Raw genomic sequence first — 13315 nt, forward strand, 5'->3', positions numbered from 1 at the left:
ATAGTCCCCTCTCGAAGAGCCTACGGTGTACACACAAGTCCTTTCGTTCAGAACACAAGTCTTTTTGTCCAGAACACAAGCCTTTTCGTTCAGAACACAAGTCCTTTCGTTCAGAACACAAGTCCTTTCGTCCAGAACACAAGTCCTTTCGTCCAGAACACAAGTCCTTTCGTCCAGAACACAAGTCCTTTCGTCCAGAACACAAGTCCTTTCGTCCAGAACACAAGTCCTTTCGTCCAGAACACAAGTTCTTTCGTCCAGAACACAAGTCCTTTCGTCCAGAACACATATTATTACAAGTTGCCAAGATAGATATTTTATTTCTTCTTTAATTAAAGTAAGGAATTATATCATGTCCGTTTCGTTTGATTACTTATTAAACCCGCAGAACCCCACCCCGCCTGCGAGCCTACGGTGTACACACAAGTCCTAAAAACCTAACTTGATAAGGCTTTCCTCGTTCCCAGGCTCCGCCTGGGAATGCCTTCATTGAGTCTCTGGCTCAATGTCTAACTGGAGGCAGCAGCCCCTAATCAGCCATTCCCATGCAGAGCATGGGAACGAGAGAACGAGAGAACGAGAGAACGAGAGAACGAGAGAACAATGAATGGGAAATTGAGCTTTTATTGATTTTATTATGATAAATAATTGTAAATTAGGCGGATAATGAATGCGATCGCACTTTAATTCAGATATAAATCCTAAAGTAAAAATTTAGGCGATCGCCAAATCATAATGTAAAACCAAGATTTCATCTGCTCTCAGAGTCGCCATTGCATATTCATAGCCTTGGGTATCAGCAAACTCGACTAAATAATGATCTTCCTCTTCTTGCTCATATACTTCTACAATTGTCCCAACTTGTCCACTGGGTAAACTTTTGATAAAACTATAATCTTCTTCCAGCAGTTGTAATCTCTCAATTGGAATCGGCTTAAGTGTAGCAATAATATCCAGAAGTTTAACTTTTTTCATTTAACTTCAGAAATGCAGTAATCAAACGTGGATAAGGATTTTTAGCGGTAGTTTCCCAGATTGTCCGCAGCCTGATTCCGTCTGTATCAGGTACTATCCAATCTACCTTACTTAAACTGTTGACCAAATTAACGGTTTGTTTTTTTTAATTACGAATTACGAATTATTTTAATGCTCAATCAAAATCAAACACCCTTATTAGATACCTTAAAAGCCAATGCAGCACGTCCTCACGCTCCCTTTTACACGCCAGGACATAAGCGAGGCGTGGGTATTGCTCAACCCTTGGCTGATTTACTTGGTACAAAAATCTTTCGCGCTGATTTAACAGAACTAGCAGATTTAGATAATCTCTTTGCACCTCAAGGCGTTATTCAAGAAGCACAACAACTAGCGGCTGAGGTATTTGGCGCTTCGCAAACATGGTTTCTTGTCAATGGTTCTACCTGCGGTGTTGAAGCAGCAATTCTCGCTACCTGTGGGACGGGTGATAAAATCATTTTGCCTCGCAATGTACATTCTTCTGCGATCGCTGGTTTAATTCTCTCTGGTGCAATCCCAATTTTTCTCAATCCTGAATATGACCCAGTTTTAGATATTGCCCACAGCATCACGCCTAACGCTGTACAATCTGCACTGCAACAACATCCAGACGCCAAAGCAGTATTGACAGTTTATCCAACATATTACGGCGTTTGCGGAGATTTGAGTGCGATCGCCAACATTACCCATCAATATAATATCCCTCTACTTGTAGATGAGGCACACGGCGCGCACTTCGCCTTTCATCCAGAATTACCCACTCCCGCCTTAGCCGCAGGTGCTGATTTAACTGTACAATCCATCCATAAAGTACTTGGTGCAATGACACAAGCATCAATGCTGCATGTCCAAGGTAATAGGATAGATTGCGATCGCATCAGTAAAGCTTTGCAGCTTGTACAATCTACCAGTCCTAGTTATTTACTTTTAGCTTCTTTAGATGCAGCCCGTCAGCAAATGGCACTCCACGGCAAGATGCTGATGTCTCGGACTTTGCAACTTGCTAATGAAGCTAGAACCAGAATCAGCCGAATTCCTGGATTATCAATTTTGCCTCAGTTGGGGGGATCTCCCGGCTTTGTGGCTTTAGATAAAACACGACTAACTGTAACTGTTTCTGGTTTAGGCTTAACTGGATTTGAAGCAGATGAAATTCTTGATGAGAAATTTGCTGTCACTGCTGAATTCGCCTCACTGCAACATCTCACCTTTATCATTAGTTTGGGCAACACCTCAGCCGATATTGAGCAATTAGTGCAAAGTTTTACCACCCTTGCCACAGAATATCGCCGAACCAACTTGACTCTTAACAACCATATCTGGCAGAATCTCGTAAGTACAGTGAGTCATGGTTTACATCTCTCTCCCCGTGAAGCCTTTTTTGCTGTCAGTGAAATACTACCTTTGACACAAACTAGTAAACGCATCTGTGCCGAAATCGTCTGTCCCTATCCCCCAGGAATTCCCGTGTTAATGCCGGGAGAAGTCATTACCAAACCCGTCCTTGACTATCTGCAACAAATCCAGGCGATGGGAGGATTTATCAGTGGTTGCAATGACACAAGCCTCAAAACTTTGAAAGTGGTGAAGATTTGATTCTCTTCCTCCTAATAAAACTCCTTTGAAACCTCGTTTCCAGCCTCTGGCTGGAAATGCACTTCTTTGCGGCTCTGCCGCGAATCAAGGAAGGTGGCAGAGCCAGAGTAGCGGCAATACGGTTCGGATAAGATCCCCCCGCCTGTGGCGACCCCCTTAAAAAGGGGGTAAAGGAAGAAAAAAGCCCCCCTTTTTAAGGGGGGTTGGGGGGATCTCCGAGAGTCAAACATATTAACCGAACCGTATTGAGAGTAGCGGGACTTAGACAAATGCCTCCATCAAATACGTCCGGTAAGATTGGCAACTACGGCTGCTAACTCGGTCGGATTCACTGGCTTAGAGACGTGGAGTTGAAAACCTGCCAGCAGTGCTTGGGCGCGGTCTTCTGCCTTAGCATAGGCTGTCAGCGCCACTGCTGGAATTTTTCCTCCTTGGTCTGTTGGCAGTGTCCTCACTTTCCGAATTAGTGTGTAGCCATCTTCTTGTGGCATACCAATATCGCTCACTAATATATGGGGGTGAAATTGTTGCAGTGCAAGCAGTGCTTCACAAACAGATCCAGCTGCCATGACTTGGGCACCATACTGTCCTAGAATCGTGGTGAGCAAATGACGCGCGTCTGCCTCATCATCAACAATTAGCACCCGCAAGCCATCTAGACTTGGCAGGTAATCATTAGACTCTTGGGCATCTACGAAAGATGAAAGCAACTCTGCTGTATTAGCCTCTACATAAAGGGCTTTCATTGGCAGATTGACAATAAATGTCGCCCCCTGTCCAATTCCTAGACTTTCGGCAGAGACGGTGCCACCGTGTAATTCTACCAAGTGGCGGACGATCGCTAACCCTAATCCAAGTCCCCCATGCGATCGGGTGCTGGAACTGTCAGCTTGACAGAAGCGGTCAAATACATAGGGTAAGTATTCGGCAGCAATTCCTGCTCCTGTATCGCTCACCCGAATTTGCACGTAGGATTCAATGCAATCCAATTGCACATCAATTCTTCCCCCTTTAGGTGTAAACTTGACGGCGTTAGAGAGCAAATTCCACACAATTTGTTGCAAGCGGTTACTATCGCCTATAACTACTCCTAATTCCGGCTCGAATCTACACGTGATGCGAATTTCCTTGGCCTGGGCTGCTGGACTCACAGTATCGATTGTTGCCTCTACAAGTGGTACAAGTTTTACCCGATGAATTTTTAGATGAAGTGTACCCCTGATAATCCGCGAGACATCTAGAACATCTTCGATCAATTGCGCCAAGGATCTGGTGTTACGCTCGACTGTCTCTAGTGCCCGAACAGTAGTAGTCTCATTAAATTTGCGACTCCTAAGTAGCTGCGTCCAGCCCAGTATAGCGTTTAGGGGTGTGCGGAGTTCGTGGGAGAGTGTGGCGAGAAATTCATCCTTCATCCGGTTTGCAGTTTCGGCATCGGCGCGTGCTGCTTGTTCACGCTCAAGCAATTGTTCGCGTTCTTGCTCTGCTTGCTTGCGATCGCTAATATCAATTATAAATCCATGTAGTAGCTGCGGCCCATTCTCATCCCGCACGACAGTAACAATGTCATACAGCCACACGACTCTACCATCAGTAGCCAACATTCTGTATTCAAATTCGTAATTATTTAGTGATAATGAAGATTCTTGGCAATACTGGACGGCCCACTCTCGATCTTCTGGATGTATATGTTTTGACCAGAAATTATCGGTGTACCAGTCTGACAATGGATAGCCAAGAATCTCAACAGTTTGCGGCCCCACATACGTAAAATTTCCGGTAGTAGCATTTACCTCCCAAGGAATCACGCGCACTTTTTCTGTGAGTGTCCTTAACCGTTTCTCGCTTTGTTTAAGAGTTGCTTCTGCTAATTTGTAAAGTGTAATATCTGTGATTAGGGCAACAAATCCTTTAACTTTCTTCTGCTCACCGAACTGAGGAACGTAAGTAACATTTAAGTAATGGTTTGTACCATCTTTATGGGGTAATGAAGTTTCGTAAGTTACTTGTTCTCCTGATAATACCGCTTCTATATAAGGAAGAATTGACTGATAAACCGATTCTCCCAGAATTTCTTTAATATGTTTACCATAAATTTCCGAAGCCGGAAGCCCAAACCAATCTTCATATCCTTTGTTATTAAAGCGAAAACGCTGCTCTGCATCAACATAGGAAATCTGGACGGGTACAGCATTTATAATTAGCCGCAGTTGCTCTTCTTGTTGGCATTTGCTTAAATCCAATACAAAACTGATAAAATCATTTGGATTGTTTTCTAACAAGGCAGAGCTTAACAGGATGGGAACGCGGCTGTCATCTTTAGTAGATAAAGCAGTAGCCAGCAACCCTATTTTCATGCCACCATACCAGGAACTAACCGCCACAGCAGCAAAAAATAGCAGGAAAATAGATGGTTCCAGTAGTGGCTGTAGCAATAGTGTTAGTAGCAATGCACTACCAACGACCAATAATGCTACAGCATAGGGCGCTAGAAGGGAAAGTCTTCCTTTCAATGTAGCTTCTCCTTTTATGCTGCTAGCTAAAGGATTATTTCTAAAATTAGCTAGACAATGCGTTCAGTCAACACCTAATTATGATCGGAAAAATACACACCTAAGCAGTTATTTGCCATGAATCTATCTAAAGTAGTAAAACTAAATTTTATTAAATACTCAATAGCCGATCAATGTTGCTCTAATTATAGAGTTTTACTTTTGTTTCTCTGCCAAAAAGTATATACATATCAGTTTTGAATAATTATTTTTTTCAGTAGATAAGTCATCATTTCGCCTTTACCTTTAATCTTAATTAAACCTCGTTTTTCCAATAAATATTTATCCTTTAAAAGCTGATAACTTGCTTCACAAACCTGAATACTACCTGCTATACCGTGTGATTCCATTCTGCTAGCAATATTTACTGTATCTCCCCAGAGGTCATAGGCAAACTTTTTCAGCCCAATCACCCCTGCCACAACTGGCCCTGTACTAATGCCAATGCGGATACGAAAGGATTGGTTATTTTCTTCATTGAACGTAGCTACAGCATTTTGCATATCCAATGCCATGTTAGCGATCGCTGGAGCAGGATTATCAGACTTTTTTGGCAATCCTGCAACAGCCATATATGCATCGCCAATCGTCTTGATTTTCTCTACCCCATGACGTTCTGCCAATTGATCGAACAAACAAAATATTGTATTTAATAACTCGACTAATTCTGTGGGAGGTGTCCGAGTTGAAAGCTCTGTAAACCCAACAATATCAGCAAATAGCACCGTAACTTCGAGAAAGCTATCGGCAATAGTTGTATGCTGTTGTTTTAGTTGTTCTACAATCATCTCTGGCAGAATATTTAGGAGCAGCATTTCTGATTTTTGCTGCGCTACTTCCATCGCCTTACGGGCGTAAAATTCTTTTTTTCGCAAGCGTTCGTATAAATAAACAGAGAATACACAAATTATACAAGTCCAAAAGAAATATAAACCCTGCTCAACGTAAAAAGCTGATGAATGTGTTAATGAAGGACTATACAATAAATATAAAATTAAATAGCAAACAATCGTCCCAACTTGTGCTAATAAATGTATCCCCCATTGGACTGGAACAATTGTAGCCTGAGTGATAAACATCAAAGTCCAAATATTGATTCTAGGTTCCAAATTATTAAACAGGAAAGCTACATCGATTTGGACAGCACAAGTTACAGACCAACATAAACTCAAAAAAATTAAATGAGGATAACGACGACCGATAGAAGTTTTACATAAACCCCAACAAATGAGAGTGAATAATTCTACTACAAGACCGATTTTAAAGGCGTATATCTTGCCTTCTACCTGTGAATTTTCCCAAATAAAAAAAGCAATCAAAGTTAAGCCAGCTACCAGCATAATCTGCGCCTGCAACTGCAACCGTTTCACCAGAAAGCTCCGTCGCTGCTCTTTGTAGGATTCGGCAAGGTTATTGTTGATTTGCCGATGGGGCATTCCGTGACTAATGAGGGCATCTAGTTGGGTTTTGTCTGAGTTATTTGGATGAATCATGCACTTTTTGCGTTATTAGTAATCAAGGGACTAAGAATTTTAGATTTTAGATTTTGGATTTTGGATTAAATTTCAATCTAAAATCCAAAATCTAAAATCCCAAATTGAATTGCTCAATGCCCAATTCCCAAAATGGCTCGTACTCCTACATTAAATTTTGATCGTGGCACATTAATTTTGCATCCACCACCACGCGGCAAAGGTTGGATGGACTATGCAACATGGGATGATAGAGTTGAAAAATTTCGCATTCCGGCGATTAGATACCGATCGCTAGTAGAAGCACTACAAGCGGAAGATGTTTATTTTATCGATGAGGCGAAGCAATTTTATCCTGTAGATTTGGTTCCCAGTCTGGAAATGGAACCATATCCCCACCAGAATGAGGCGCTAGCGGCTTGGAAACTGGCGGGTAGGCAGGGAGTAGTTGTGCTTCCTACGGCGGCGGGAAAGACTTATTTGGCGCAAATGGCGATGCAGTCAACGCCGCGCACGACGCTGATTGTAGTACCAACTTTGGATTTAATGCATCAGTGGTATGCACACTTAGTAGCGGCTTTCCCCGATGCTGAGGTGGGATTGCTGGGGGGTGGTTCGCGGGATAGAACGGCTATTTTAGTTGCAACTTACGATAGTGCGGCAATTAACGCTGAGACATTGGGGAATCTATATGCATTGATTGTGTTTGATGAATGTCATCATTTACCGACAGATTTTAATCGGGTGATTGCTGAATATGCGATCGCACCTTATCGCCTGGGACTCTCAGCTACACCAGAACGCACCGATGGTAAACACGCAGACTTAAATATTCTCATTGGGCAAGAAGTATATCGCAAACGCGCTGAAGATTTGGCGGGGAAGGCGTTAGCAGAACATCAAATTGTCCAAATTAAAGTAAAGTTATCGCAACTTGAACGAGAAAGATACAATCAGTTAATTCAAACCCGCAATGACTTTTTAAAGCAATCTAAGATTTCTTTGGGGAGTCTGCAAGGTTGGCAAATGTTCGTGCAAATGAGTGCGCGATCGCAATCTGGACGTAGAGCTATGTTAGCACACCGGGAAGCGAAAGATATTGCTTTGGGTACTGATGGTAAATTGCGAATTCTAATTAATTTATTGGCAGAACATTATCCGGCAAGAACTTTAATTTTCACTGCGGATAATGCCACAGTTTACCGGATTTCTCAAGAGTTGCTAATTCCGGCAATTACTCATCAAACTCCTGTCAAGGAACGGCATGAGATATTAACAAAGTTTCGAGAGGGTCAATATAATACTTTAGTTGCTTCTCATGTGTTGAATGAAGGTGTTGATGTGCCGGCGGCAACTGTTGCAATTATTTTATCGGGAACGGGTTCGGCTAGGGAATATACTCAGCGATTGGGGAGGATTTTACGGAAGGGAAATATTGAGAATAAACAGGCGATTTTATATGAGGTTGTGGCGGAAGATACGAGTGAAGAAGGGACTTCGGCGCGGCGAAGAGGGGAGAGGAAGATAGGAGGAGAAAGTGAGAAGAAAGGGAATTTACAGGTTGTCTATGGGAGTGAAAAGGAAAGGAGTTTGAAGGCTGCGGAACAATTAGAAATTAATTATTCAATCCAAAATCCAAAATCTAAAATCCAAAATTCACCAGATGTTACCGACAGACTTACTGATGCATCGCCAAAACGGGGAGGAGATTATTCCGAAGAGACTGAAGATTGATCAGAAAACTTCGGAGTTGGCGATTGAGTTAATTAATTATTTTCAATTAGCAGTAGGGAAGACTCAAGGTGTACTTGAGCGACAACTGACTGATTTTGAAGGAGATTCTACAGATTATCGGGTGAAGCGGGGATTAGCTTATATTCTCAAAAGCAGTTTTTGCACTTTTGAGGTTGTTAGTCCTTTGGAACCACAAATGTTAAGAGAACGGGTGTTTTCACTCGCTGCAAACTCTGTTTGTAGTCGAGAATCAACACAAATTACTCTTGGTAAAATTGCTGATGATTTAACTCAAGAACTTGAGCGAGAAGTTCTACCGGAACAGGTTCGTAATGGATTATATGCTGATTTATCTGAAAATAAAATTTTGACTGTTTTTGATGCACCAATAGCACCAGATGTGTTAAATCGATATAACTTATCTCAGGTGCAGGGTGTGTTTTATAAAGCCAGTAAACTTGTATTAAATGCTCATCGGAATGTTCCGGGAGAATATAAGCTGTTATTTCGCTATCTGAAGTTGTTTCAATTGATGGCTTATATTGAGGGTGATGCTGACCACGGGTTTACAATTACCATTGACGGGCCGACGAGTTTGTTTAATTCTAGTACGCGGTATGGGTTAGCGATCGCTAAACTTATTCCTGCTTTACTTCACGTTACTAAATGGAGTCTTGCTTCCATTCTCCAAACCCGCGACGCTTATACAGATACTTGGAAAACTGGACGTTTTACTCTCAATTCCGAATGTGGTTTGGTATCCCACTATCCACCAGGTAAGCCCTACGATAGTATGCTAGAGGCATCCTTTGCTGATAAGTGGGATGCGTTAAAAAGTGGTTGGGCGTTAGAGCGAGAAGTTGATTTAATCCCGATTCCCGGTAGTGTGATGATTCCCGATTTCCGCTTAGTGCATCCTGATGGACGCACCTTCTTATTAGAAATTGTCGGTTATTGGCGACCAGAATATTTAAAAAAGAAGTTTTCTCAGGTGCGGCGGGCTGGACGTGATGATTTGATTTTGGCAATTTCCGAGCGACTTAATTTAGAAAAGGCGGGAGTAAAATTAAATGATGTCCCCGCCAGAATTGTTTGGTTTAAAGATAAGTTATTGCCAAAAGCTGTATTAGCTGTAATGGATTGATTAAGGATAAATGAGATGAAAAGTATAGAAACAATTGCCACAGTTACCAAAGATAGTAAGATGACAGCGCAGTTACCATTAGATATTCCAGAGGGGGAGTATCAGGTGGTGATAGTAATTGATGAGAAGCTTTTGGTTGAGAAAGCAGAGACAAAAAAAAAGAAAGCGCCTCTAAAATTTTCCGCCTATCCTGTAGGATTAGTCTCGGAAAGTTTAACTTTCCCCAGAGAAGACCTTTATGGAAACGACTAATAACCCTATATTCATCGACACGAATATTTTAGTTTATGCAAATGTGTCCGAATCTCCCTTTCACCAAGCAGTGATGTATTAATCTAATAGAAATACTATGAAAACTATAGAAACAATTGCCACAGTTACTAAAGATGGCAAGATTACAGCGCAGTTACCATTGGATATTCCAGAGGGTCAGCATCAGGTAGTAATAGTAATTGATGAGAAGCTTTTGGTTGAGAAAGTAGAGAGCAAGGAAAAACGTCCTCCTCTAAACTTTCCGGTAGATAATTACGGTTCTTGGCCTGAAAATCTTTCTTTAAAACGTGAGGATATGTATGGTGATTGGGGTCGCTAACTCTATATTTCTGGACACGAACATCTTGGTGTATGCAAATGTGTCCGAATCTCCCTTTCACCAAGCAGCACTACAGGCTATTCAAAATCAATATGACGCAGGAATTGCATTATGGATTAGTCGCCAAGTGTTGCGGGAATTCTTGATGACTCTCACCCGTCCACAAGCATTGATGAATCCCCGACCTGTTGCGATCGCAATTGAGCGTACCCGATTTTTTCAAGCTCAATTTCGAGTAGCTGACGATACCGCTCAAGTGACAGAGAGACTTTTATCTCTAATGGAGCAAATTGCTATTGGTGGGAAGCAAGTTCATGATGCAAATATTGTCGCCACGATGCTAGTTTATGGCATTCCTCAGTTACTCACTCATAACACAAGTGATTTTGCGAGATTTTCTGGGTTAATTACTGTATTGCCGTTACAAAATTAGGCTGCTTGCTGTAGTTTAGTGAAAATTTGGCATATTTTTGCGTAGGTTATGCCCAATCCAGCGATCGCAGCACCTCAAAGCAGTAAAATTCAGGTTCTCACCCTCAACGTTCGAGCTTTTATCTCGAAGTTCCGAGTTCCGATCTCGAAGTTCCGAGTTCCAATCTCGACATTCCGAGTTCCGAGCTTGAAGTTACGAGTTCCAATCTCGACATTCCGAGTTCTGAGCTTGAAGTTCCGAGTTCCGATCTCGACGTTCCGAGTTCCGAGCTTGAAGTTCCGAGTTCCGATCTCGACGTTCCGAGTTCTGAGCTTGAAGTTCCGAGTTCTGAGGTGGAATGATGGTGTTGTAAAGGCGATCGCATAGTCCATCAAAGACATCACTCATCTAAAAGCCATTAAACTCAAGTCTGTAAGTCTGAAATATTGCATCTATTGCATTACCCGCCACAGGTTAGAAACCTTGCAATTGATTGCAAAGCGGGATATAGGGCAATACGCTTGGGTTAGTGATATTTAGTGTTCGGAGATCCCCCCAACCCCCCTTAAAAAGGGGGGCTAATATCTCTTTTACCCCCTTTTTAAGGGGGTCGCCGTAGGCGGGGGGATCTTAACTGAACTGTATTGGGATATAAGGTTAATTGCTAAATGTGTGTGATATATTTCCGAAATAGACACAACTGCATTTGTATCTCCCTGTAAAATCAACTATATTATGGAACCTGTAACACTGACGGCAGCTGCGATCGCAACCTTGGTTATCACTAAAGCCTTTGAAAGAACTGGGGAAATCCTGGGGGAAAAGGCTTTAGAGCAAGGCGGTAAATTATTTTTACTACTGAAGCGCAAAGAACCTAACACGGCGAGTTCTATAGAACTTGCTCAAACACAACCTCTAAATTATGGTCAAGCTTCTCTGGTTGAGCAGGTAGAAGAAGCGGCAAAGAAAGACCCCGAAATTGCTCAAGCTGTTGAGGCTTTGGCGGATGTTGTTAAATCTCAACCCTCGATCATCCAGAATTTTACGAACACAGTTGATAAAAATTATGGTGGGAATGTCGGGAATGTTTCTAATGACAACCGCAATCAAACCTTTAATTTCTGACTACAGCCGCCTGAAGAGAAACAGGTAAAGTTAAATCCCTCTACACCGCAAAATTTACCCCTGAGTGGGGTGGTGAAGTTTGTTGGACGTGAAGTTGAATTGCAAACCCTCCACCAGATGTTGCAGGAAAATAAACAAGTTGCCGTTGCTGGCATGGGTGGACTGGGTAAAACAGAACTGGCTTTACAATATGCAGTGGCTCACCGTGAAATTTACAAAGGTGGAATTTGCTGGTTGCTGGCAAAGGCTGGAGATGTGGGGATTCAAGTTGTGCAGTTTGCTAGAACGCAGCTTGACTTAAACCCACCAGATAATTTAACAGAAGATTCTGAAGACAAATTACTCGCGCAAGTACAATATTGCTGGCAGCATTGGCGTGAAGGTGATGTGCTGTTAGTGTTGGATGATGTCAGCGACTACGAGGAAGTCAAGCTTTATCTATCGGCGTTATCTTCGCGGTTTAAAGTACTGATAACTACACGTCAATACTTTGGAGGCATAGCAAAATTACCTTTTGATGTGCTGCAACCAGAAGCGGCGCTAGAGTTATTAAGGTCACTTATTGGCGTAGAACGAATTGAAAAAGAGAATGACCTAACCCCCCAGCCCCCTTCCCTACTAGGGAAGGGGGAGTTTTATTCCCCTCTCCTGGTAGGAGAGGGGTTAGGGGAGAGGTCACTGGCAGCATTGCATCTGTGTGAGTGGCTGGGATATTTGCCTTTGGGTTTGGAATTAGTAGGGCGATATCTGGCGCGGAAACAGGATTTATCTTTAGCAGAAATGTTGCGGCGATTGAAAGAAAAACGACTAGATGAGCGTTCCCTCTCTAAATCCAAGTCAGAAGGTAACATGACAGCACAACGAGGAGTGTTAGCAGCCTTTGAGTTGAGTTGGCAGGAATTAGAGGACAACGATAAGCAGCTTGGTTGTTTGCTGAGTTTATTTGCTGCTGCACCTATACTCTGGAAGTTGGTGGAACAGTGTTTACCAGAGGAAGATGTAGAAGATTTAGAGGAAATAAGAGACGATCGCTTGCTGAATCTGCATTTACTCCAGCGCAAAGGTGAGGGAATCTATCAACTACACCCACTGCTGAGAGAGTTTTTCCAATATAAGTGTACAGGTTTAGAACAGGCAGAGGAATTAAAGCGAGCGCTTTGCCGGGTAATGGTAACAGTTGCCCAATATATTCCTGACTCGTCCACCCTTGAGCAAATCACCGCCGTTTCTCCCGCCATACCTCATATAGCTGAAGTAGCGAATCATCTCATTGAATACGTCAGCGATGATGATTTATATTGGACTTTCATCGGTAACGCTAGATTTTACAATGGTCAAGGTTTATATAACCAAGCTTTACCCTGGTTTGAACAATGTCTAGAAGTCACTAAAAAACGCTTGGGAGAAGAACATCCATCTGTCGCCACTAGCCTCAACAACCTAGCGTTACTCTACAACTCCCAAGGCAGATACAGCGAAGCCGAACCCCTTTTCATCCAAGCTTTAGCACTCAGCCGCAAGCTGCTGGGTGAAGAACATCCAGATGTCGCCACTAGCCTCAACAACCTAGCGTTACTCTACAACTCCCAAGGCAGATACAGCGAAGCCGAACCCCTTTTCATCCAAGCTTTAGCACTCAGCCGCAAGCTGCTGGGTGAAGAACATCCAGAT

The 13315-nt window shown here is 42.6% G+C and carries 13 protein-coding genes; 9 read left to right on the forward strand and 4 right to left on the reverse strand.

The genetic code is table 11. The features are described 5' to 3' along the window. Positions 1-332 (forward strand): hypothetical protein (locus F8S12_RS09945; RefSeq protein WP_196516139.1); only part of this gene is annotated, 332 nt, incomplete at its 5' end. A gap of 382 nt (positions 333-714) precedes the next feature. On the opposite strand, the gene F8S12_RS09950 is transcribed toward F8S12_RS09945, so the two are convergent. Beyond that, on the reverse strand, positions 715-975 hold the full coding sequence (locus F8S12_RS09950) for a DUF4926 domain-containing protein (protein WP_196516140.1): 261 nt from the start codon (positions 973-975) through the stop codon (positions 715-717). Between the two features lie 171 nt (positions 976-1146). On the opposite strand from F8S12_RS09950, the gene F8S12_RS09955 reads away from it, so the two are divergent. Then, positions 1147-2613, forward strand: a complete 1467-nt coding sequence (locus tag F8S12_RS09955; protein WP_196516141.1) for an aminotransferase class I/II-fold pyridoxal phosphate-dependent enzyme — start codon at positions 1147-1149, stop codon at positions 2611-2613. Between the two features lie 278 nt (positions 2614-2891). On the opposite strand, the gene F8S12_RS09960 is transcribed toward F8S12_RS09955, so the two are convergent. Both F8S12_RS09960 and F8S12_RS09965 read right to left on the reverse strand, forming a co-directional pair. Then, a complete protein-coding gene (locus tag F8S12_RS09960) occupies positions 2892-5126 on the reverse strand; it encodes a PAS domain S-box protein (protein ID WP_196516142.1) in 2235 nt (744 codons plus the stop codon). 230 nt (positions 5127-5356) lie between these two features. Next, on the reverse strand, positions 5357-6658 hold the full coding sequence (locus F8S12_RS09965) for an adenylate/guanylate cyclase domain-containing protein (RefSeq protein WP_196516143.1): 1302 nt from the start codon (positions 6656-6658) through the stop codon (positions 5357-5359). 132 nt (positions 6659-6790) lie between these two features. Between F8S12_RS09965 and F8S12_RS09970 the strand changes: the two genes are divergently transcribed. The 5 genes from F8S12_RS09970 to F8S12_RS09990 all read left to right on the forward strand — a co-directional run bounded on the left by F8S12_RS09970 (position 6791) and on the right by F8S12_RS09990 (position 10540). Further along, positions 6791-8371: a DEAD/DEAH box helicase family protein gene (locus tag F8S12_RS09970; RefSeq protein WP_196516144.1), complete on the forward strand. Its 1581-nt coding sequence runs from the start codon at positions 6791-6793 to the stop codon at positions 8369-8371. Then, positions 8301-9515 (forward strand): DUF790 family protein, encoded by a 1215-nt coding sequence (locus tag F8S12_RS09975; RefSeq protein ID WP_196516145.1) that lies wholly within the window; start codon positions 8301-8303, stop codon positions 9513-9515. The genes F8S12_RS09970 and F8S12_RS09975 overlap by 71 nt, the downstream gene beginning before the upstream one ends. A 15-nt stretch (positions 9516-9530) precedes the next feature. Next, positions 9531-9767, forward strand: a complete 237-nt coding sequence (locus F8S12_RS09980; RefSeq protein ID WP_196516146.1) for a hypothetical protein — start codon at positions 9531-9533, stop codon at positions 9765-9767. Between the two features lie 97 nt (positions 9768-9864). Further along, on the forward strand, positions 9865-10107 hold the full coding sequence (locus tag F8S12_RS09985; RefSeq protein ID WP_196516147.1) for a hypothetical protein: 243 nt from the start codon (positions 9865-9867) through the stop codon (positions 10105-10107). Further along, positions 10088-10540 carry a type II toxin-antitoxin system VapC family toxin gene (locus F8S12_RS09990; RefSeq protein ID WP_230967921.1) on the forward strand — a complete coding sequence of 151 codons (453 nt, stop codon included), beginning with the start codon at positions 10088-10090 and terminating at the stop codon, positions 10538-10540. Before F8S12_RS09985 ends, F8S12_RS09990 begins: the two co-directional genes overlap by 20 nt. A gap of 192 nt (positions 10541-10732) precedes the next feature. On the opposite strand, the gene F8S12_RS09995 is transcribed toward F8S12_RS09990, so the two are convergent. Continuing rightward, on the reverse strand, positions 10733-10927 hold the full coding sequence (locus F8S12_RS09995; protein WP_196516148.1) for a hypothetical protein: 195 nt from the start codon (positions 10925-10927) through the stop codon (positions 10733-10735). A gap of 327 nt (positions 10928-11254) precedes the next feature. Here F8S12_RS09995 and F8S12_RS10000 point away from each other — a divergent pair, with 327 nt between their 5' ends. Together F8S12_RS10000 and F8S12_RS10005 are read left to right on the forward strand one after the other, a co-directional pair. Continuing rightward, positions 11255-11644: a hypothetical protein gene (locus F8S12_RS10000; RefSeq protein WP_196516149.1), complete on the forward strand. Its 390-nt coding sequence runs from the start codon at positions 11255-11257 to the stop codon at positions 11642-11644. A 69-nt stretch (positions 11645-11713) separates the two neighbouring features. Further along, a partial coding sequence (locus F8S12_RS10005) for a tetratricopeptide repeat protein (RefSeq protein ID WP_196516150.1) occupies positions 11714-13315 on the forward strand: 1602 nt, incomplete at its 3' end.

The sequence above is a fragment of the Nostoc sp. WHI genome, assembly GCF_015714725.1.
Lineage (GTDB): Bacteria > Cyanobacteriota > Cyanobacteriia > Cyanobacteriales > Nostocaceae > Nostoc.

Coding starts and splice junctions, on each gene's coding strand:
- F8S12_RS09955 (WP_196516141.1), top strand. CDS start 1,147: ATGCTCAATCAAAATCAAACACCCTTATTAGATACCTTAAAAGCCAAT.
- F8S12_RS09950 (WP_196516140.1), bottom strand. CDS start 975: ATGAAAAAAGTTAAACTTCTGGATATTATTGCTACACTTAAGCCGATT.
- F8S12_RS09970 (WP_196516144.1), top strand. CDS start 6,791: ATGGCTCGTACTCCTACATTAAATTTTGATCGTGGCACATTAATTTTG.
- F8S12_RS10000 (WP_196516149.1), top strand. CDS start 11,255: ATGGAACCTGTAACACTGACGGCAGCTGCGATCGCAACCTTGGTTATC.
- F8S12_RS09980 (WP_196516146.1), top strand. CDS start 9,531: ATGAAAAGTATAGAAACAATTGCCACAGTTACCAAAGATAGTAAGATG.
- F8S12_RS09990 (WP_230967921.1), top strand. CDS start 10,088: ATGGTGATTGGGGTCGCTAACTCTATATTTCTGGACACGAACATCTTG.
- F8S12_RS09995 (WP_196516148.1), bottom strand. CDS start 10,927: ATGAGTGATGTCTTTGATGGACTATGCGATCGCCTTTACAACACCATC.
- F8S12_RS09965 (WP_196516143.1), bottom strand. CDS start 6,658: ATGATTCATCCAAATAACTCAGACAAAACCCAACTAGATGCCCTCATT.
- F8S12_RS09975 (WP_196516145.1), top strand. CDS start 8,301: ATGTTACCGACAGACTTACTGATGCATCGCCAAAACGGGGAGGAGATT.
- F8S12_RS09985 (WP_196516147.1), top strand. CDS start 9,865: ATGAAAACTATAGAAACAATTGCCACAGTTACTAAAGATGGCAAGATT.